At 37.7% G+C, this 22166-nt stretch carries 19 protein-coding genes; 15 read left to right on the top strand and 4 right to left on the bottom strand.

Translation table 11 applies throughout. The annotated features are described in order from the left end of the window. The first annotated feature begins 17 nt into the window (after positions 1-17). The gene (locus tag J2X31_RS04350; protein WP_310024769.1) at positions 18-539 is read left to right on the top strand and encodes a hypothetical protein; all 522 of its coding nucleotides are present in this window, start codon (positions 18-20) and stop codon (positions 537-539) included. A 307-nt stretch (positions 540-846) separates the two neighbouring features. Here the strand turns inward: J2X31_RS04350 and J2X31_RS04345 are convergent, their stop codons facing one another. Continuing rightward, the gene (locus J2X31_RS04345) at positions 847-4476 is read right to left on the bottom strand and encodes a T9SS type A sorting domain-containing protein (RefSeq protein ID WP_310024768.1); all 3630 of its coding nucleotides are present in this window, start codon (positions 4474-4476) and stop codon (positions 847-849) included. A gap of 213 nt (positions 4477-4689) precedes the next feature. On the opposite strand from J2X31_RS04345, the gene J2X31_RS04340 reads away from it, so the two are divergent. Next, positions 4690-6276 (top strand): tetratricopeptide repeat protein, encoded by a 1587-nt coding sequence (locus J2X31_RS04340; RefSeq protein ID WP_310024767.1) that lies wholly within the window; start codon positions 4690-4692, stop codon positions 6274-6276. Between the two features lie 14 nt (positions 6277-6290). On the opposite strand, the gene J2X31_RS04335 is transcribed toward J2X31_RS04340, so the two are convergent. Beyond that, positions 6291-6863 carry a porin family protein gene (locus J2X31_RS04335; RefSeq protein WP_310024766.1) on the bottom strand — a complete coding sequence of 191 codons (573 nt, stop codon included), beginning with the start codon at positions 6861-6863 and terminating at the stop codon, positions 6291-6293. Between the two features lie 562 nt (positions 6864-7425). Here J2X31_RS04335 and J2X31_RS04330 point away from each other — a divergent pair. The 7 genes from J2X31_RS04330 (at position 7426) to pruA (ending at position 14778) form a co-directional block, all read left to right on the top strand. Then, positions 7426-8433: a hypothetical protein gene (locus J2X31_RS04330; RefSeq protein WP_310024765.1), complete on the top strand. Its 1008-nt coding sequence runs from the start codon at positions 7426-7428 to the stop codon at positions 8431-8433. A gap of 511 nt (positions 8434-8944) precedes the next feature. Beyond that, positions 8945-9613: a suppressor of fused domain protein gene (locus tag J2X31_RS04325; RefSeq protein ID WP_310024764.1), complete on the top strand. Its 669-nt coding sequence runs from the start codon at positions 8945-8947 to the stop codon at positions 9611-9613. 201 nt (positions 9614-9814) lie between these two features. Next, positions 9815-10399 (top strand): hypothetical protein, encoded by a 585-nt coding sequence (locus J2X31_RS04320; RefSeq protein WP_310024763.1) that lies wholly within the window; start codon positions 9815-9817, stop codon positions 10397-10399. A 32-nt stretch (positions 10400-10431) separates the two neighbouring features. Continuing rightward, positions 10432-11016, top strand: a complete 585-nt coding sequence (locus J2X31_RS04315) for a hypothetical protein (protein ID WP_310024762.1) — start codon at positions 10432-10434, stop codon at positions 11014-11016. A gap of 168 nt (positions 11017-11184) precedes the next feature. Continuing rightward, positions 11185-12177 carry an SDR family NAD(P)-dependent oxidoreductase gene (locus J2X31_RS04310; RefSeq protein ID WP_310024761.1) on the top strand — a complete coding sequence of 331 codons (993 nt, stop codon included), beginning with the start codon at positions 11185-11187 and terminating at the stop codon, positions 12175-12177. A gap of 31 nt (positions 12178-12208) precedes the next feature. Next, entirely contained in the window at positions 12209-13018 is an 810-nt protein-coding gene (locus J2X31_RS04305) for a helix-turn-helix domain-containing protein (protein WP_310024760.1), read from the top strand. A 131-nt stretch (positions 13019-13149) separates the two neighbouring features. Further along, a complete protein-coding gene (gene pruA / locus J2X31_RS04300) occupies positions 13150-14778 on the top strand; it encodes an L-glutamate gamma-semialdehyde dehydrogenase (protein ID WP_310024759.1) in 1629 nt (542 codons plus the stop codon). 163 nt (positions 14779-14941) lie between these two features. Here pruA and rsmG read toward each other — a convergent pair whose 3' ends face one another. Then, on the bottom strand, positions 14942-15571 hold the full coding sequence (gene rsmG / locus J2X31_RS04295; protein ID WP_310024758.1) for a 16S rRNA (guanine(527)-N(7))-methyltransferase RsmG: 630 nt from the start codon (positions 15569-15571) through the stop codon (positions 14942-14944). Positions 15572-15724: 153 nt separating this feature from the next. Between rsmG and J2X31_RS04290 the strand changes: the two genes are divergently transcribed. The 4 genes from J2X31_RS04290 to J2X31_RS04275 are packed head-to-tail and all read left to right on the top strand — an operon-like array spanning position 15725 to position 19337. Further along, entirely contained in the window at positions 15725-16819 is a 1095-nt protein-coding gene (locus J2X31_RS04290) for a fatty acid desaturase family protein (protein WP_310024757.1), read from the top strand. Between the two features lie 24 nt (positions 16820-16843). Then, positions 16844-17614: a Fic family protein gene (locus J2X31_RS04285; RefSeq protein WP_310024756.1), complete on the top strand. Its 771-nt coding sequence runs from the start codon at positions 16844-16846 to the stop codon at positions 17612-17614. 20 nt (positions 17615-17634) lie between these two features. After that, entirely contained in the window at positions 17635-18819 is a 1185-nt protein-coding gene (locus J2X31_RS04280) for a pyridoxal phosphate-dependent aminotransferase (RefSeq protein WP_310024755.1), read from the top strand. A 53-nt stretch (positions 18820-18872) separates the two neighbouring features. Then, a complete protein-coding gene (locus tag J2X31_RS04275; protein ID WP_310024753.1) occupies positions 18873-19337 on the top strand; it encodes a hypothetical protein in 465 nt (154 codons plus the stop codon). A 4-nt stretch (positions 19338-19341) separates the two neighbouring features. On the opposite strand, the gene J2X31_RS04270 is transcribed toward J2X31_RS04275, so the two are convergent. Continuing rightward, a complete protein-coding gene (locus tag J2X31_RS04270) occupies positions 19342-20325 on the bottom strand; it encodes a carboxypeptidase-like regulatory domain-containing protein (RefSeq protein WP_310024752.1) in 984 nt (327 codons plus the stop codon). 121 nt (positions 20326-20446) lie between these two features. On the opposite strand from J2X31_RS04270, the gene purT reads away from it, so the two are divergent. Together purT and J2X31_RS04260 are read left to right on the top strand one after the other, a co-directional pair. Then, a complete protein-coding gene (gene purT, locus J2X31_RS04265) occupies positions 20447-21616 on the top strand; it encodes a formate-dependent phosphoribosylglycinamide formyltransferase (protein ID WP_310024751.1) in 1170 nt (389 codons plus the stop codon). Between the two features lies 1 nt (position 21617). Next, the gene (locus J2X31_RS04260; protein WP_310024750.1) at positions 21618-21959 is read left to right on the top strand and encodes a DUF6370 family protein; all 342 of its coding nucleotides are present in this window, start codon (positions 21618-21620) and stop codon (positions 21957-21959) included. The last annotated feature ends 207 nt before the right edge of the window (positions 21960-22166 follow it).

The following is a 22166-nucleotide window of genomic DNA, read 5'->3' as shown; positions in this document are numbered from 1 at the left end:
CTATAACAAAGCGTATTATGATAGACGAATTTAATCCTTCACTTTCTTTTGAATTTAATAATTCCAATAGTCTCTTTAAAAATTTGCTTGAGGAATTTGAGGATTTTAAAAGAAACCCTACTAAATCAAGATTTGCTATGAATTGTGCCATAAACTCTTGGCATCTGACAGATTGGACTTTTCAGGAATATTTCAAGAGTCACGAAAAGTTTCAAGATATAATAAAAGAAGACAAAAATGGGTGTAAAAAGAAAATTCCTGGAGTATTGAAATATCAACAACAATGCGTAAAAGACTGTCCTAATCTTGAATATATGAGATTAATAACGAATGGATCTAAGCATTGTATTTTAAATGATAAAAGCCTAACACAGAAAACTAAATTACACAAGGGAGTATTCAGCAATGTATTTTCTAGACAACATGACGTTTCAAGATTTATTATTGAAGATAATGGTAAAGAATTAGATTTCTATTCAATTTTGGAATTAACAATAGATTATTGGAAAACATTTTTTGGCTACCAATTAAACAATTAAATGTTCGAGTGCGATCCGAAGTGTTTCCCCTGCCGACTTAGGCTTCTAGTTCCTACACACAAGAATCATAAAACTTAAATAGTATTCTGTTTGAGAACACGAGCTAGAAGCTCGCGGTAGCATGAGAATCACATAATCTAAATCCAAATTACGGAGCTGCTTGTGAGATTCCTCATTCTTCGGAAGGACAAAACTGGCTGTTTATATTCTTAACTCAATGAAATTGAGGTCCCGTTAGAATGAGGAAACCCTCAGATTTCTCCGAGGGCCTCATGATTAACCGACAATTTTTTGAATGTCAATCACATTATTGTTTCACAACCTTAATAGTTTGAACCTGATTGTTAGCTGTTATTTTCACCAAATAACTTCCTGCCGATAAACCAGACATATCTACCTGACCTTTATTGGCATTGATTGCTCTGGTAATTACTTGCTGGCCTAACAAATTGAAAACTTCAACACTTGTGATATTTTGGGTGTAAGATAGATTCAAGAGGTCCTTTACCGGATTTGGGTAAGCCATAAATTTGCTGCCATCAAATGCAGGATTGGTTAACGTACCTTCTTCTACAGAAAAATCATCAAAAGCAATATAAAAAGGATTGCCTGTTGAGTCCTCATTTACCTTTACTGCAAAGAAGTAGGTTCCTGAAACAGTCGGGACAAAAACCCTTCTCATTTCTGCATAAGGCTGTATTCCAGTTCCAGCAGGCACTTCATACATTTCGCCAAACTGAAAAGCACCCTCCGATTTTGGAACCGTGTTATAAACCATTGCAACACTCCATCCATCATAACCATCTCCTTGTACGAAAGTTGAAAAGTCATACGGACTATTGGCTTCCAATTCAAAACCAGGGCTCCACATGTGGCTGTTAACCGCTCCGTTATAACATCTTATATAATTAGTCCCAGAATTAGGAGTAGTAGAATTAAAAGGATTAGTCTGTTCTGTCTGATCGATTACTACCCAATTCCCATTTTCTTTTCTCCAGCATTCTGGCAAATTAGGCACATCTATACTTTCAAAATCTTCGGTCCATGAAGCACCAAAAGGGTCACAGGTAGTTTTAAATTCAAATGGACCAACCCAAGCACTGTACAGTTCATTCTCACAAACTGAACGTACCCATGCTTTATAAGCCGTATCAGGAGATAGGTCGGTGAAAGTGAACATTTCTACTTCAGAAGAAAAAGGTGTCAAATCAGAAGGGGCAGTGTCATCAGCAACTTCCGTGTAAACGGTTTCCCAAGCTGTAGAATACTCTGCCTCCCAAGATAGCGTAGCGGTATAGTTTGTAAAAGCATCAACAGAAAGTTCTCCTACTTCCTCACAAGTTGGCAGTGCCTCCCAAACAACATCATCCAATAAAACAGCATTAAAAGAAGTTCCTGAATGCCTCAAAGCCAAATAACCAGTGGTTGGCAAACTACCAAGATTGGCATAGAATTCATCATAAACGGTTGTTGATGTTGGGGTAAAGGATTGCAAGGAAACAAACGTACTACCTTGATTATAGCTGGTTAAATACCCAACCTCAATTACTCCTCCCAAGCCATAACTCGCTTTTGCCTTAAATTTTAAGCGGTGTGTTCCTGCCGTAACATTGCTAACAGGTGGTGCAGCCAAGATGCCAAAACTGGTTCCATAGCTAGAGATATAAATACAATTCGTAGTGTTTAATGACGGAGAACCCGTCTGTATGAATAAAGTTCCTGTTCCTGCATTCGACCAGCAAGCTGGCACGCTTGTCGAGGCATTAAAATCTTCTGAAAATGCCGTAACCGGATCGCATGATGTCGTGAACTGAATTGGTCCTATCCAAGCACCAAAACCAGCCGTTCCGCAATTAGAACGAACCCATACTTTATAAGTAGTGGAGGCATCCAAATCAGACAAGATTGTATTCGAAACATCACTTACGGCAACCGGAGTCAATGTGTTCGGATCTGTAACCGTAGTCACTCCATAGGCTACTTGCCAGTTGGTTTCACTGTTTCCTGTCCAAGAAATTTTAGCCGAAGCATTAGAGATTTCGCTGGCCTGAATGCCACCCACGTCTGCACAATTTGGAGCTGTTTCCCAAACAATATCATCTATTTGAATGGCAAGCGATGGAATGCCGGTATGCCTGAAAGCAAATACCTCAGCTTCAATTTCACCTGCTTGAGGTATGTAAATAAAGGTTTCAAAAACAGAAGAAGATGCACTTGTAAAAGATTGTACCGATACAAATGAAGCTCCGTCTCCTGGGTTAGTCAAATAACCAAATTCTAGAATTCCCCCAGTTCCTCCAGGCGATTTAGCTCTAAATTTCAAACGGTGTGTTCCCGCACCAGCATTACTAACCGGTGGCAATGACAAGATTCCGTAGCTCACCACATCACCGTTCATATAGCTCGAAATATTGAACGTGTTTGGAGCACTTGGTGCAGAACTAGTGTACTGAACATATGCATTACCTCCGCTTCCTACTCTTTTCAAGCAAGCCGGAATATTGGTAGAAGCATCAAAATTTTCTATAAAAGTGGTTACTGGAGCACAAGTTGTGGTTACCGTTTTAGGTCCAATCCAGGCACCATAAGCCTCGTCTCCACAATTTGAACGCACCCAAACCTTATAGACCGTACTTGGGTCAAGACCTTCAAGGAAAACCGAAGCTTCCTCAACAGTTTCTGCTGTCAAGCTATTCGGGTTGGTTGTTGTAGCAGCAACTCCATATACTACTTCCCATGAAGTTTCTTCAGAGGTCCATGAAAGTGATGCTGTAGTGCTGGTATATTCGTCTATTTTAAATAAGGTTACATCCTCACAAGCAGGAATTGGCTCCCAAATAATATCATCCAAAACGATTGACAGATTACCAGTCGCTATATGGCTGAAAGCAAAATTTCCTGTTTGGGTGTTTGCGTCTGGCTCAAATGTATATTCAATAAATTCGGTCAAGGAGTTTGTAGGGAATGTTTCAAGTGCTACAAATGATGTTGCATCTTGAGGATCGAGCAAATAACCGAACTCAACGCTTCCGCCTACGGTATAGATACTTCTTACCTTAAATTTGATTCTATGGGTTGCATCGCTAAAATTGCTCACAGCTGGCAATGAAAGGATTCCTCCAGAGGCCATGTACAGAACATTTGGCGAAGTTGGGGCGTTGGCATCTGACTGAACCCCAGCATTTCCTTGGGTTCCTACTTTTGAAAAACAAAGAGGCAAAGTAGAACTGCTGTCAAATCCTTCGGAGAAATAAGTAACCTCCTCACATAATGTAGTGAAGGCTGCCGTACTGTTCCATGGGCTTTTTTCGTCATCAGAACAAACCGCCCTGTAATAGAACTTGTAAACCGTTGCCGGCAAAAGCTCTGGAATAAATTCTGGATTGTCATTTACCGTAGTAACACCTTCTGTCAAATCATTTGCTGGAGCAGGACTTGTAGCCGGCAAAGCAATTGCCTCCCAAGCTGTCTCGCTAGCTCCTGATTCCCACATAAAAGTTGCGGCAGTTGTGCCAAGATCGCTCATAACGGCTCCAGTTGGCACTGGACAGTCCAAAAGGATTTGTGCCGTAACAATGTGGCAAGATTGAGTCCCTGCACATGAATCATCATCAGAAAGATGCAACTTTGCAGTCGAAATACTGATGGCATCAACGGTTAAAGGTGAAAAGCCATGTGCTATCACTACGTTGTTTGCATCGGTCACGGTGATGTATTTGTTAGTATTTCCCAATGCACAAGTAAAGATATAATCTTCACCTACAAGCAAATTAGAGACGCTAACCACATCAGTAGTGGTCCATCCACAACTGGAAAGTTCCTGCACCAATCCCATGTTGTTAGAGGCTATCGGGCTAGGTGTATAAGTCCGAATGCATTGGCTGTAGCCCTGAAAGACAATCATTGCCAAGAAGATTAGAAAAGTAAATTTTTTCATAAAGATTAGTAATAGGGTTATTAAATAGGCCTCAAATGTATTGACGCATTAAAAAAAGCAAACAGAAATAAGCCTTACAATTCATTACATCAAAAAAACACCCCCTTACATTTTATTACATTTTTAAATAAAGTATTGACTAATAACTATTTATCATTTTTAAGGAACTATTTTTAGCGTTGCTATATTTTATATATTTGAAAAAAAAAAATTGTGCCTAGAAATTTCCTAAACCTGATGCTTGTTGTTTTCTTGTTTCTTTCAACAAGCGGTAACCTTTTGGCACAAACCGATGAACCATCCAAAAACGATGTGCTGGTGAAAGATTTACTTTCAAAGGCAAACAAAAACATCAACAAGAATCCAGAAAAGGCTTTCCAATACATCAACCAGGCCTTGGAATATAAAAATGAAATCACTCCCAAACAACAAGTGAAGCTCTATGAAGTTGTAGCTTCAGCCTATTCCTACCAGCAATCCTACCTTTCGGCACTTGATTATTTCTATAAAACACTGGACCTTCAAAAAAAAGTTGACACACCACGATTGCACTATACCTACAATAACATTGGCTGTACCTATATGCAGTTGGGCGACTCCACAAAAGCTCGAAATTTTCTTTACAAGTCGGTTGAAAGTTTAAAAAATGTAATCGCCAAGGGCAAGAGCGAAGAAAAAAGTGTCGAAGCCTTTCTGGTCTATTCCAACTTGGCAGTGCTGGAAATGGAACGCAAGAATTATGAAAAGGCCTTGGAGATGTTCCATATCTATCACAAAAACAGCATCCGTTTAAAAGACACTGCAGGACTTGTAAACACCTATCAAAACCTATCGAACATCTTTCACTCCCTAAAGCAAAAGGACAGTGCCCTTTTTTATTCCAACAGGGGGATTGAAATTGCAAAAAAAGGAAAGCTTTCAAACGAGATTATTTACCTCTACCATAACCGAGGTTTAAATTACCGCGAAACGCAAAAGGATTCTGCCATTTATTATCTCGAAAAGGTTTTTGTCCTTGCCAAGGAAAAACCACTGACCGATGTGAAACTATCCTCTTCCAAGGAATTGGCCAACCTCTACGAAGATCAAAATAATTATAAAAAGGCAACTGAATACCTTCGCATTGCCAATTCCCTTTCGGAAGAAAGTATGGAGTTGCAAAACAAGAAAAAAGTAGAGCTCCTTGAATTTGAAAATGAACAGAAGGCCAAACAGCAAGAGGCATTAGTAGAAACACAAAAGCGGGAGAACATCCTTATTTTTAGCGTGATATTGATCCTTCCAATTGCCTTGGTTGTGTTTCTGATGTATCGTTTGCAGAAAACAAGAGCCAATCAACGAAAGATCGAAAACGAATTACTCATCCAAAAGATGGAAGGCAAGAACAAGGAACTTACAAGCAATGCGATACAGATGCTACAGGTTAGCGAGCGGATTGATGCCACTCACAAGGAGCTCAACCACCTCAAATCGATAGCCGACACACCAACAAAAAAGATGTTGAGTAGCATCATCCTCGACCTGAAAAAAGGCAACCAATCCTTCAACAAGCAGGAATTTGAAAAGCTCTTTATCGAAACCGATGAGGAATTCTACAAGAAATTGCTTCACGAATTTCCAACCCTGACCAAGAACGAAATCAGGCTGTGTGCCTTTGCAAAGATGAATTTCTCAGCCAAGGAAATCTCTGCCGTAACGCACCAAAGTCCGAACAGCATCTTAGTGGGACGCTCCCGACTACGCAAAAAACTAGGCTTGGAAGAGCATCAGAGCCTGACGGCTTTCCTGAAGAATTACTGAATATAATGCTTGTTTTAAAACAAGCGTAATCCCATACCCAACTGTATCTGTTGGCTATTGGCTTTTTCACCAAATTCGCTTATATCCGAAAAACCCCATACGTATCTTGCATACACCGTCACTGGCCTGAAGTTTACCTCAGCTCCTGCCACTACTCCAAAATCTGTCTTCTTGAATAATTTTTTTCCGTTTTCCAGTACCGTATCATCATCGCTTGCTAAAAAACTGAATTGTGGTCCGGCTGTAAAATTGATCAATCCTTCGCTGTTGAGCCTTAGCAGAATTGGCACCGTCACGTAGCTCAATTTCTTTTCGCCGCTGAAGGCTCCCTCAATTACATCCGAAAATTCATCGCGTACCTTCGTATTGGTTTGGCTGAACAATAACTCGGTTTGAAAGCCCACACCCCTGGAAACATTATAATAAAAGAAACCTCCCAGCTGATAGCCCAATTCGAAATCATCACTAAAAGCGTTTCCGTCCAGCTTGGTCATATTGGCACCAGCCTTCAATCCAACATGCAGTTGGGCTTGTGAAGCAGTAGTAAAAAGGAATGGGAATGCAATAATAAGCAGTACTTTTTTCATAAATTAAAAATTTAAATAAAAACAAAATATCTTTTAAACAGATAGTAGGCACAACCAATGGTGGCCAAGGCTACAAGGGTTTTGAAAGCTTTAAAAAAAATGATAATTATGGGGTTTTGGGTTTGTAAATGTAGTCTTTTTTATATTATTTAAAAATTATCATTCGCCTTTTTGATGTTACTATTCCTACGCTTAAAAAGGTGTAATCTGGACTATCACATGAAATGGTAGTTTTTTTTCATGTCCGGACGACTATAAACTCTTGCATTTGCATTGAAGGCTTATATTCAAAAGTTTCCTAATTACTCGAAACGGAAAAGATTTTAAAGGAAGTGAAATTCCAGTTTTAAGCCCTGATGCGTTTTTTTTTGAATTTGTAGTTGAACTTCTTTCCTTCAGCGGATTTATTAAGTAACAACTGGAAGTGATGATTTTATGTATATTTGGGAGATAAAGTGAAATGAAACTTTGCATATATATCCTAAATTGGGTGGATTGGCGAAGGTTTGTTTCGGGTATAAACAAATTATAGGCAACTATTTGACAAACTATAAGGACAAGAATGAAAGAAGACAATCCAATAGATAGGAAGCGAAATTCAGCAGGACATGCAGAAATTGGGACAAAAGAAGATGGTACGATATTAGAAATGGTAAAAGTTGGGAAACGACTTATTGTAATTAAAGATAAATCAATTTATGAATTTTTCATGGCTGACTCAATCGACCCCGAAAGGAAAAATATAAATCTTCCAAGCAATATCCAAAAAATGCTATTTGAGCAAGGCGCTGAATCAGAAATAGTAGCACGAACTTTTTTAACGGCCAAAACTCTATTTCAAGCTGACCTTTATGACGAGTCAGTTGATATTGAAAAAGCATTGACTTTATCATTAGGCTTATTGCAAGAGTTATTAGTTCTTGAACAAGAAATTAATGATTATCTTTTAAAAGAAGAAAAAGTTAGTGCAGAATATGAAAGTAGAAAAGAACAAAAACTTTCATATGCTATTCCATCAATTAACGATGTAGAAACAAGATGCAAAACAATATTTCAAAAAGCTGACCATATTGAACAGATTTTAATTGAAATAGCTACAATATTTTATCCAGATCAAGGCTTAAATAAACAATCTCGGATGGTCTCAATCTATGAAATGTCTAAAAAAAATTATGGAGAAGAAGATTCATTTTCTAAACTTACAGCGAAAACTTTAGATTTTATGAGGTTGGTAAGAGAAATGCGAAATGGCCTCGACCATCGTCTAAGTACTGTTAAAGTTACTGATTTTGAACTCCAGGCAGATTCAAATATTTTAACTCCTACTATTGAGCTTAAACATAAAAGTGTCAAGCTAGAACGAGAAGCCTTATCTGCCTTTTTACCAGTTATTGTTCCTAATATGCTTTATATTTTCGAAAATATAGTTGCTCATATAGGCAATAAAAAAAGTAAAAAAGAAATAATGTCATATACGGTTCGAGAAATTCCTGAAGAAAAACGAAGGTATAAACATGTGAAATATTGTTTTTGGACACCAATTGGAGAAGGAGGATATTATAATCAATAATTTATGGTTGCCTATAACATTGGCAGCCGTTGTCCCCTTGGCACGACCTCAATGTCATTAAGTTAAGCGGTTTAGTTGTCATTCCTGACAAAACGGACTCTGTATGTTCTTAACTTAATTACATTGAGCTCGCGGTCAATGTAATTAAGTTAAGCTCAATCTTGTCCTCCCGACGAAGGAGGGAACTCACTAGGAACTAACTCAAAGAAAGACAAGATTGAAAATCTATTGCGATTCCTCGTTCCTCGGAAGGACAAAACGGGGTCTTTATTTTCTTAACTTAATGACATTGAGCTCGCGGTCAATGTCATTAAGTTAAGCTCAATCTTGTCCTCCCGACGAAGGAGGGAACTCACTAGGAACTAACTCAAAGAAAGACAAGATTGAAAATCTATTGCGATTCCTCGTTCCTCGGAAGGACAAAACGGGGTCTTTATTTTCTTAACTTAATGACATTGAGCTCGCGGTAGCAGTGAGATAAAAGTTGTAAAATAACCAAAAATAAAAAAGTATGAGTTTCTTAAAAAAATTATTCGGAGGAAAAAGTAAAGATGTTGAGCCAACAACAAGAGAATTTACTGAAGGAGAATACAATAAGGATTACGAATTAAAAGAACAAGGATTAGAAAATGTATTGGGCAAAATGCACGGAATTGTTGGCCATGCAATCATTCCTTTTTCAATTGGTGGAGCAGTTGATATGTATTATTTTACAAATCACATCAAAGGAACTGGTTTTGCCACAATGGAGTTGATAAACCCTGAAGGCAATGGGCCAAAACCCAACAAGATTGGAACCTACGAACTGGTTGCTTTTACAAAACTTCACTATAACGATAACGAAGAAAACCAAACCGAATTCAATACAATCGAAAGAAGATTTTGTGGAATATTTACAACTATTGCAAACTACTCTTTTCAAGCTGTTTTAAATCCGAAAGAAACAATAGAAGTCCCAAATGGAACAGACGAAAACAATTGTTTGATCTTAGACAATTATATTCCCGAAAATAAAACCTTTAAAATTGGAGAAAGAAGTCATCATCTATTGCTTTGCTTAGAGGTTTTTAGAAGTGAAATGGAATTTGCAAGAAAAAATGGCAGTGAAAAACTACTAGAATTACTGAAAGTAAAAGGTTATTATCCTTATAGCGATTTAGACAGAGAATCTGTTGTATAAATGTCATTAAAGTTAAGCGGTTTTTTTATGAATTTCGACAAAGGAGGACGAACTGGGAACTTAATGACATTGTCCAAGAGATTCTAGCTCATGCCTATAAAAAACATAAGCTCTTTCTACTCCATAAAAAATACTTGCCACCAACTTAATCCAAGCCTTTCAATAATAATCCCTATCTTAGAGCAACCCTAAAAAGCCCCTATGAAAAAGTTACTCACTCCCTTCCTGCTTTTGTTGTTAATCTCATGTAATCAAAAGAAAGCAAAAGTAGAGGAAACCACAATTGAAACTAGCACACCTACTGAAGTTACGGCAGATACAATATCCACCACTTCGGAAGTTCCTGCAACGGATGATCCTATTGCCAACATCCGCCAAAAGGTTGAAAGCATCAACAACAACAAAGACCTCCAGAAGAAGCAGTATCAATTTAAATGTGATGAGATGATGACCGTTGATTATTTTTATCGCAACAGCGAAATCGTAAAGATTGCTGTAGATTTCGGCACTGTTGGCGACGTGTATGCCAAAGAAGGTTACTATTATGATGAAGACAAGCTCATCTTTATCTACGAATTTGTAGAAGGCGGTCCGGCTTGTGAAGGATGCCTCAAGAAAAACGAATACCGTGCATACGTCCTGAACGACAAGACCATAAAATATTTGAAAGACCAAACGGAGGACGACTGTAAGAAATGCGAATTCAAAGCTTCTTCTCGGGAATATAAATTACTGGAAGCAAAAAATCAAACCGAAATAAAGGAACTTTTTTGTAAAAAGAGGTAATCTCACAAATAAATATCAAAAGAACAAGTATTATGAAAACGATTATGGCAACATTGATTCTTTATCTTTTCCCTTCAATTGATTTGAGTATAATGCCTTGCAGTATGATTGATAAAATCCCATTTACCATTATGAGGGATTTTTCTACAGAACTCAATTATGGAATTAAGGTTAAAAACGCTGTTTGCCTTACTAAACTTGATTACAAGAAACTGTTTGAGTATGAAATGATTGATAGTGACACTTGTTATCTCTTTGGGAAATTCAAAATAAATGAAAACAGGACTGGAGTTTATTCTTTGAGAAACACGTATGAATGTGACCATAGAATTGAACTTGTCGAGTTGTTAGTAATTGACAATTGCAAGTTGGTAGATTCAAAAAAAATACTATTTCAAGATAATCATATTGGGGTTTATGAAATTTCAAGTGAGGTAAATAAAGATTTCAGCGAGCTCACAATAAAAGAAACCAGTAGTAGTGAATATGCAACTGAAACTGGAGAAATGGATACTTTGTTCATCAATACCTATACAATAGATTTGAAGAGTAAGAGTCTGGATACCATTTATAAAAAGTCTAGAATTCAAGTATTGACGAGTCCACAAAAACAATAATTCTAAACCTGCTATCCGAATTGTTCATTATAAGCAATTGGCTCTACGAAGTCTCTCCTATCTCTGTAAAGTGCCTGACCTTTTAAACAAAGTACATTCAGACGTTTGAACAAAGTCACTACACTAAATACCCTCTAATTTTGTCCCAACACATTAAAATTTAAAAAAATGGGACAACACAATTATCAAGGAGCGTTACAGCAACCAATTGGTTCAGGATTTAACGCAAAATCTACCACAACAGAAGTTATAAAAGGCATTGACCTTACGGGTAAAATTGCCATCGTAACGGGCGGAAATACGGGTATTGGTTTAGAAACCGTCAAAACACTTTCTAAAGCCGGTGCCACGGTTATTGTACCGGCAAGGGACATTAAAAAGGCAAAAAGAAATCTGGACGGAATTACAAATGTGGAAATAGAAGAAATGGATTTAATGCACCCTAATTCTATTGATGCTTTTACAGAAAAGTTTTTGGCTTCTGGCAGGCCGTTGCATCTCCTCATTAACAATGCAGGGATCATGTGGGTGCCTTTGCGAAGGGACAATCGCGGGTATGAATCGCAATTAGCAACTAATTATCTGGCACTTTTTCAGCTCACGGCCCGATTATGGTCGGCCTTAAAAAAAGCGGATGGTGCAAGAGTGGTAAATGTATCTTCTGGCGGACATCAATTTTCTGATTTTGATTTTGAAGATCCTAATTTCCTCTATCGTGAATATGAAACATTGCAAGGATATGGACAATCAAAAACAGCCGTTAATCTTTTTTCGCTTGAATTGGACACAAAGGCAAAAATCCATAACGTACGAAGTTATTCCTTGTGCCCGGGTGCTGTTGGCGAAACAGAATTATCGAGGGAAGCACCAATCGATTTGCTTTATAAATTAGGCTACACTGATGCCGAAGGGACTATATTGCCTGAAGTTGCCGCTTCGTTGAAAACCATTCCGCAAGGCGCAGCCACAACAGTTTGGGCTGCAACAAGTCCGATGCTCAACAACATTGGTGGCGTATATTGCGAAAATACTGATGTAGCACTTTTAAGTACTGATTTATCCCTTATTGGTGGCATTAAGCCGTATTCTCTAGACGAAGCCAATGCAAAGCGTTTATGGAAATTAAGTGAAGAAATGACAAGAGCAGCATTCAATTTTTAGTGATATTTGTATCTTCTATCAAACAAGCAACATGGAGTATCAGGTAAATTATATAAACCCCGAAATTAAACTTTCCAACTACACGGGTAAGCTGTTTAAAACGGAAGCTGCATTTGATGATCATTTGCTTGTTTGGTTGATATCCGGCGAAACAAAAATTATCCAGGCAGATGAACGCTTTATATTTGGTGGAGGCAGTACTTTTTTAATTCCAAGAAATCAATTGGCTACTATCATCAATATTCCAAAAGACGGATTGCCACACAAAGCCGTCGCCATGCATTTATCGGTTAAAAGACTTCGGGAATTTTATGGCACTGAAAACAGAAAACAGAAAGTTGCACCAAACAGAATTTTCAGTTTTAAGAAGCATCCATTGCTCGAAAGTTGCTTGGCTTCGTTGATTCCTTATTTTGAAATGCAGGAAAACTTTCCAGAAAACATAGCGTCCTTAAAAATTACGGAAGCGATTTCTATACTAACAACTATTGACAAGGACATCGACTCAATTTTAGCAAACTTTGAAGAACCAGACAAGATTGACTTGGCTGCCTTTATGGATAAAAACTTTATGTTTAATATGCCGTTGGAAAAGTTTGGGTATTTGACAGGTCGTAGCCTCACAACTTTCAAACGTGATTTTCATAAGATTTTCAACGTTACACCTCAACGTTGGCTCACTAAAAAAAGGTTGGATTTGGCACATTACGAACTTGCCGAAAAGAATAAGAAACCGATTGAAGTGTATTATGAAATTGGGTTTGAGAACTTATCGCATTTCTCTTATGCGTTTAAAAAACAGTTTGGATATTCACCAACAGAGTTGATAGGACAAAAATAGAAACTTGTGGAGTACCAATTTTCTCTTGCATCTTCACTGCTTGTTATTGATTTGGTAAATTTTTCCTATTTAAGCATTCATTTTATATCTTTGTGCAACGAAATTTTGATAATTTATAAAAATACTTCAATATGTTAAAAGGATTCTTTCACGTACCAAAAGCAGTAAACGAGCCCGTAAAATCGTATGCTCCAAACAGCCCTGAGAAAGTGGCAGTATTGGCGGCCTATAAAGAAATGTGGAACTCAAAAATCGAAGTGCCACTTTATATCGGTAGCGAGCAAATCAAGACAGGCAACACTCGTAACATGACCGCTCCTCACGACCATAAACATGTGGTAGGAACGTATCATTTGGCTGAGAAATCACACATCGAAAAAGCCATTTCAAATGCTTTGGAATCAAAAGAACAATGGGCAAATCTTGCTTGGGAACAACGTGCTGCTATCTTCTTAAAAGCAGCTGAATTAATCGCTGGACCTTACAGGGCAAAGATCAATGCTGCAACGATGATTGCACAATCTAAAAATATCTTCCAGGCAGAAATTGATGCTTCATGCGAATTGATTGATTTCTTGAGATATAATGTAGAATTCATGACGCAAATCTACAACGACCAGCCAAAATCAGATTCGTCTGTTTGGAACCGTTTGGAATACCGTCCGTTGGAAGGGTTTGTTTATGCAATTACTCCTTTTAACTTTACTGCAATTGCCGCTAACTTGCCTGCAAGTGCTGCAATGATGGGGAATGTTGTAGTGTGGAAACCAAGCGACAGCCAAGTATTTTCTGCAAAAGTAATCATCGATGTGTTCAAAGAAGCAGGTCTTCCTGATGGTGTCATCAATGTAGTTTTTGGAGATGCACAGATGATCAGCGAAACGGTTTTTGCAAGCCGTGATTTCGCTGGAATCCACTTTACAGGTTCGACTCACGTTTTTAAAGACATCTGGAAAAACATCGGAAATAACATCCACCATTATAAAACCTACCCAAGAATCGTTGGGGAAACAGGTGGTAAGGATTTTATCGTGGCGCATCCAAGTGCGAATGTAAAACAAGTGGTTACGGGAATTGTTCGTGGAGCATTTGAGTTCCAAGGACAAAAATGTTCGGCTGCTTCAAGAGCTTATATTCCACAAAGTTTATGGCCTGCTGCAAAGGAACAATTGACAAAAGACGTTCAATCGTTGAAAATGGGTTCTCCGGAAGATTTCGGAAACTTCATTACGGCTGTAATCCACGAAGGTTCTTTTGACAAATTGGCGAGCTATATCGACCAAGCGAAGAAAGATGCTGATGCGGAAGTTATCCTTGGAGGAAATTACGACAAATCAGTAGGATATTTTATCGAACCAACGGTTATCGTAACTACGAATCCAAAATATACGACAATGGAAACCGAATTGTTCGGACCGGTAATTACCATCTATGTGTATGAAGATGCAAAATGGGCTGAAACGTTGCAATTGGTGGATGGAACTTCAGAATATGCCTTGACGGGAGCCATCTTCAGCCAAGACCGTTATGCAATTGCTGAAGCTACAGAGGCTTTGAAAAATTCGGCTGGAAACTTCTACATCAACGACAAGCCAACAGGTGCTGTTGTTGGGATGCAACCTTTTGGTGGAGCAAGAGCTTCGGGAACAAACGACAAAGCGGGTTCTGCATTAAATCTTTTAAGATGGGCTTCTCCGCGAACTATTAAAGAAACTTTCGTAACCCCAGAGGATTACAGATATCCATTTTTGGGAGAATAATTTTAGTGATCAGTCGCAGTGGTCAGTTTTCAGTCACTGTTTGAGATAATAAAAGCCGATTCAGTTTTTGAATCGGCTTTTTCTTTGACACGAGTGACACGAATTTTCACTAATTATTCAAGAAAAAAATTTGTGGGAATTTGTGAAATTCGTGTTTAACTTTTTATGCTTTAAACTTCAAGGGCAAATGCACCACCTTTTTTGTTTCGAAGAATTCATCTTCAAAGAAATCGGCAATATTGTATTCTGTTGCTTTTGGGAAGTCTTTTAGTTCTTCGGTCAAGTCGCCTCCTTTTAGGTATAAGATTCCGTTTTTGAGTTCGTGTTTCTGTTGCTTCTTGATTTTATCCTTGATCCAGGAAACGAAATCAGGCATATTTGTAACAGCCCTACTTACGATGAAATCGAAATCGCCTTTTACATTTTCAGCACGGATTTGTTCAGCCTTTACGTTTTTCAATTCTAGACCTTCGGCTACAGCCTTTACCACATTTATCTTTTTCAGGATAACATCAATCAGGTAAAAACGGGTTTCAGGAAAAAGAATCGCCAAAGGAATTCCTGGAAAACCGCCACCGGTTCCAACATCCAAAACATAGGTTCCAGGTTCAAACGGTTGGATTTTGGCAATTGCTAGCGAATGCAACACGTGTTTTGTATATAATTCGTCAATGTCCTTTCGGGAAATCACATTAATTTTTGCATTCCAATCATGGTATAATCCCTCCAGTTTTTGAAACTGTTCCTTCTGAATATCAGACAGGTTAGGGAATTGCTTTAGAATTTCTTCCATTTTAAAAAATTTTGCTTCATTGAATTCGGCTATCAGCCTTGGGTCACAAAAGTAATGCTTTTCGTGATGAAATTTTTAACCTTTTCCTGCGTTTTGATTATACAATAATATTTATCTTTGAAAACTCTACTTTAGATTAATTTTAAATTATATATGAATACCACAATTCCAACCTTTTCCAAACAAGATAGCCTGAAGTTTTTCAGGACTTTGAACACGCGTGTGAACAACTACTTCAAGGAAAACAACATCAAGAAAACCGGTAACTGGAAATTGCATTTAAAAGCGATTATCATGTTCGTAATTTTCTTAACCCCTTATTTTTTGATTCTAACTTTACCAATGCCTTTCTGGGTGATGCTTTTGCTTTCGATTGTAATCGGAATCGGAATGGCGGGAGTTGGAATGAACGTGATGCACGACGGAAACCACGGTTCGTTCTCCAACAGGTCTTGGTTGAACAAATTTATGGGCGGAAGTATCTATATTCTAGCTGGAAACGTTCATAACTGGCAGGTTCAGCACAATGTTTTGCATCATACTTATACCAACATTCACGGTCACGACGAAGATTTGGATGCGGGAAGAATAATCCGTTTTACGCAAGAAGCAGAATGGAGAAGATTCCATAAGTTCCAACATTATTACTCTGTTTTTCTTTACGGATTGTTGACATTCAACTGGGCACTTACTACTGATTTCAAACAGATGAAAGCCTATTTGAAACGTAAATTATCTTATGGAGAGCCACAAAGTCCTGCTAAATTATGGACAGTTTTAGTGATTACAAAAATCATCTATGTTTCGTTGTGGTTGGTTTTGCCAATGATTCTAGGGATTACTTGGTGGAAAGTATTAATCGGTTTTTTCGTAATGCACTATACCGCTGGTTTGATTTTGAGCATCGTTTTCCAATTGGCACACGTTGTGGATGAAACCACAAATCCAGTTCCGAACGAAGAAGGCGAAATTGAAAACACTTGGGCCATCCACCAATTATATACCACTGCGAATTTTGCTCCAAAAAACAGAATCGTAAACTGGTTTACTGGCGGCTTAAACCATCAAATTGAACACCACATTTTCCCACACATCAGCCATGTTCATTATGGCAAGATTGCGGAAATCGTGAAAGAAACTGCCAAAGAATGCAACCTTCCTTATCATGAATTCAAAACTATGAGAGGTGCTGTTATGGCTCATTTCAAACACTTGAGAGATTTAGGACAAAAACCTGCAATGGCATAAATCAAAAGAACAATAAACTGATAGATGAAAATTACTGAAAGACAGTATTTCGATGAATATCAAAAATCAATCGGCAAGGATTTAAAAAATCTGATTGCCGATTTTGATTTTAGTTCAACTACCGATTTAGGTTATCAAACACAGGCTTCAGCAGTTTATTCTTCTAATATTGAAGGAAATACCATCAACTTGAATTCTTTTATGAATTATCAGCTTTCCAAGGATAAATTCAAACCACAAAAAGAAATCAAAGAAATTGAGGATTTGATTGAGGCTTACTCTTTTGCTCAAATTGAAGTTTTAAATGAAAAAAACTTTTTAAAAGCACATAAAATTATTGCTAGAGAGTTACTAATTAAAAGCCTGCAAGGAAAATACAGGAACAACAAAGTGGGTGTTTTTGGACCATCAGGTTTAGTTTATCTTGCCATTGAAGCAGAACTTGTGGCAGAAGAAATGAACGCTTTTTTTAAAGAAATTACATTACTTTTAAACTCAGAGCTTTCAATCGAAGAAACTTTCTATTTTGCCTCGATGATTCATTTGCGATTTGTGCACATCCATCCTTTTAGAGACGGAAACGGAAGAGCGGCGAGATTATTGGAAAAATGGTTTTTGGCTCAAAAGCTAAACACTAATTTATGGAAAGTTCCTTCAGAAAAACATTATAAAGAACATCAACAAGAATATTACAACAACATAAATTTGGGAATCAACTTCTATGTTTTAAATTATAATAGATGTATTCCATTTCTGGAAATGTTACCAAAAAGTCTACTAAAAACAAATAACTAACAACTTTCAACCCATATTCAATGAACCATTTATCGGATAGAATTAACAGCTTATCAACATCACAAACCTTGGCAATGGCGGCATTGGCAAGAGAATTAAAAGCACAAGGAAAAGACATCATCAGTTTGAGTTTGGGCGAACCTGACTTTAACACGCCTGACTTCATCAAGGAAGCGGCAAAGAAAGCCATCGACGAAAATTACAGCACGTATTCGCCAGTTGACGGATATGCTGAATTAAAAGATGCCATCTGCAGAAAATTCAAAAGAGATAATAATTTAGATTACAAACCAGCAAACATCGTAGTTTCTACTGGTGCAAAACAATCTCTATACAACATTGCACAAGTAATGCTGAACGACGGAGACGAAGTAATCCTTCCGGCTCCTTACTGGGTGAGCTACTTTGAAATCGTAAAAATGTCAGGTGGAGTTCCTGTGGAAGTTCCGACTTCTGTGGAAAGCGATTTTAAAATTACTCCGGAACAATTGGAAAAAGCAATTACTCCAAAGACAAAAATGATCTGGTACAGTTCGCCTTGCAACCCAAGTGGTTCTGTTTACAGCCGTGAGGAATTGACCGCTTTGGCGAAAGTATTGGAGAAATACCCAAATATATTCGTAGTTGCAGATGAAATCTACGAACACATTAACTTTTCTGGAACATTTTGTAGCATCGCTTCGATTCCGGGAATGTTCGACAGAACGATTACCGTTAATGGAGTTGCAAAAGCATTCGCCATGACAGGATGGAGAATCGGATATATCGGAGCTCCGGAATTCATCGCGAAAGCGTGTACGAAAATGCAAGGACAAGTAACCAGTGGTGCGAATTCTATCGCTCAAAGAGCTACGATTACTGCTGTTGATGCAGATCCAAGCGTTCTGAACGAGATGGTTGCCGCGTTCAAAAGCCGTAGAAATTTAGTTGTGGGCTTGATCAACGCTATTCCAGGATTGAAATTGAATGTTCCAGAAGGTGCATTTTATGTTTTTCCTGATGTTTCTTCTTATTTTGGAAAGACTTTGAGAGGAACTGAAATCAAAAATGCAGATGATTTTTCGATGTATCTTTTGGCAGAGGCCAATGTGGCGACTGTAACGGGAGATGCTTTTGGAAACCCAAACTGCATCCGTTTTTCTTATGCTACAAGCGAAGAATTGCTTACTGAAGCTTTGAGAAGGATTAAAGAAGCTTTGGCTTAAATATATAAAATGCCTCAAGGAAGCTTGGGGCATTCTAATTCACATTAAATTTAATGAATTTATCAAAAAGGGATAATAGAGGATTATATGCAGTTTTATTAGGCTTGCCTTTTAGCTTATTACTTTCTTATTTTATTTTCAAACCTACTTCACTTATTGATTTATTCTATGAAATTGCTGACTTTGGAATTAATACCCCTTTATTTTGGGGAATCATTTATCCACTAATCTATCTCGTAATTTTATTTTCAACTGGCAGAACTATAAACTGGTCGGAAAACAGTTCATTCTTTCAAAAAGTATCAAAATTTTCATTCTCGGCAACTTTAAAAGTAATTGCTATTCTGTTTTTACTTTTTTTAGGAAATAAGATTATCAATGGTATTTCAACAACGGTAATTCCTTTAATATCTGTATTTCTTTTCTCTCTAATTATGCTATTGTTTATTATTTTCGCATCAGCAATCATAAATTTCATAATAGGTTTTTTAACTGTAAAGCTTCTTCAGAAAAAGTAAAAAACTAATACCCCGAAAAAGTATAACCAATACCAACATTCAAAAACGGATATTCTTTCTCATTTTTATACACCATCGGTCTTGTGATTCTTTCCCATTTTGTAATGTCGCTGAACACATTTCTAAAATACGTCAGCTGTCCTTTTGGAGCTTCGACCAAGGCATAATTCGGGAGGATGATTTTGATGATTTTCTTTTTCCTATCGGGTAGTTCGCGGATGGCATACGGCATTTCGGGCACATAGATTCCTTGCTTGTTGGTTTTCCCAATTATGGTCATCGTGAGGAATAATCCTTCCTCTGGAATTTCAATTTCTTCTTCAAAATTTATTGTGATATTATCAGTAACTTTTCCGGAATGAATAACCACTTTTTTCTCATATTCATTTAATTTTTTATCGGGCAATTGATTGGTATTGGTCATAAAAGCAATGTTCACCATCGTTCCGTAAGGATGTGTTGCAAATGATGTTTCGGTCATTCCTTGGTGAATATCTTTTACAATCAACGGTATTGTGACCGATTTCAGAATACTTTCCTTCTTTGTACTTGGAATATAAAAAGCATATTGTTGCCCAATCGAGGACCAGTACATCTTGCTGATGTTATCGTGCAGATGGGGTTTAACGGTAAAATCTTTTCGCTTTCCTTTGCCTTTTTTGGAATTTACCACCTTCACTTCGCTTAAAGCATTGGCTTGGGGTTGCAATAGAATGATTGAACTTGTCAATTTATCTATAAAAATCTCCTTTGAAGCATATCCCATATAAGTAATCTTGATGGTTTTTGGAGTATCCCTTTCCAAATTCACTTGTCCGTTTTCATCGGTAAACAATCCGAAACCATTCAATAAATTGATGCTTGCGTAAGGTAAGGTTTCATTTGTTATAGAATCCTTGACTGTGAGAAGCCGTTGCTGGGCAAACATTCCATGAAAAGAAAAAAAGAAGAAAATCAAGAGGAGATTAATGCGTAAAGTATGCTTCATTCGGATTAATGTAAGGATTAGGAAATTTACTTACTCCATAACTTGAAAAACCAATGTATTAGTATATTTCTTGTCCAAAACTTTTAATCTTTATACCTTTAAAGCTTCAAACAACACACTAATGCAAAAGAAAATACTATTACTCGGTTCAGGAGAATTAGGGAAGGAATTCGTGATTGCGGCACAACGAATTGGGCAAACCGTTATTGCCGTTGACAGTTATGAAAATGCACCGGCCATGCAAGTAGCACACGGTTTTGAAATTATCAATATGCTGGATGGCGATGCCTTGGATGCTATCGTTGCAAAACATAAACCCGACTTTATTGTTCCCGAAATCGAGGCGATCCGTACGGAACGTTTTTATGATTATGAAAAAGAAGGCATCACGGTAGTTCCATCTGCGAAAGCGGCAAACTTCACGATGAACCGTAAAGCCATTCGTGATTTGGCCTCGAAGGAATTGGGATTGAAAACCGCCAATTACCGTTACGCAACTTCATCCGAAGAATTGCAAAAAGCCGTGCAAGAAGTTGGAATTCCATGCGTCGTAAAACCGCTGATGTCGTCTTCTGGAAAAGGACAATCTACCATCAAATCTGAAGAAGATATTGAGAAAGCTTGGAATTATGCCGTTGAAGGTTCGCGAGGCGATGTCGTAGAAGTAATTGTGGAAGCTTTTGTAAAATTCAATTCAGAAATCACGCTTTTGACGGTTACCCAAAACAATAATCCAACACTTTTTTGTGCTCCAATCGGACATCGACAGGAACGTGGCGATTATCAGGAAAGCTGGCAACCGGCTCGAATTTCCGACAAGGATTTATTCGAGGCTCAAGATATGGCCGAAAAAGTAACTGAAGCCCTTGGTGGTGCAGGACTTTTTGGTGTTGAATTTTTCCTGGCGGATGATGGCGTTTATTTCTCAGAATTGTCTCCAAGACCACATGATACAGGAATGGTGACTTTGGCGGGAACACAAAATTTCAATGAATTTGAATTGCATCTTCGTGCGATTTTAAGCCTTCCTATTTTCGAAATCAAATTAGAGAAAAATGGAGCAAGCGCTGTGATTTTAGCTTCCGAAAATTCATCGAATCCCAATTATGAAGGATTGGAAAAAATTGCCGGACTGGCCAAGACCGATTTCCGTATATTTGGAAAACCAACATCAAGACCTTATCGCAGAATGGGTGTTGCCTTAACGAATGACACGCTGGAAACTCCGATTGAAGAAATTATAGAACGAGCGAAAGACGCTTCAAAATTAGTAACCATAACCTATAAATAATATGAAAAACATAATGACCATTGCATTGTTCCTTCTTGCTTTCGGAGCCAATGCACAAGACAAAAAAATTACAAAACCTCAAGTTGTGGAAGCTTCATGTGGACAATGCAACTTTGGGATGAAAGACAAAAAAGGATGTGATTTGGCGGTAAAGATTGACGGAAAACCTTATTTTGTTGATGGAACGAAACTGGACGACCACGGTGATGCTCATGGCGAAGATGGTTTTTGTTCGAAAGTCCGTCAAGCGGAAGTTACTGGAGAGGTAAAAGACAACCGTTTTGTAGCGAGTTCGTTTACATTATTGCCAGAGAAAAAAGCTAAAAAGACGAAGAAAAAATAGCCCCCTATTTATCTTAAAATCAAAGCATCTAGTTTATAGATGCTTTTTTTGTTTAACCCAAAAAAAAAATCGGCTTTGCGTTTCCTATATCGATAAAAATAATTAGAATTAATTCCGATATTACACCAAAAGCTTTTATATCATTAAGAATCTATTAAAAACACAAAGTGTGTTTGAGGCTTTTACACATTTTTAAGAAATCAATAC

This window comes from Flavobacterium arsenatis (assembly GCF_031456785.1).
Lineage (GTDB): Bacteria > Bacteroidota > Bacteroidia > Flavobacteriales > Flavobacteriaceae > Flavobacterium > Flavobacterium arsenatis.
This window is presented reverse-complemented; position numbering and strand designations above follow the sequence as displayed.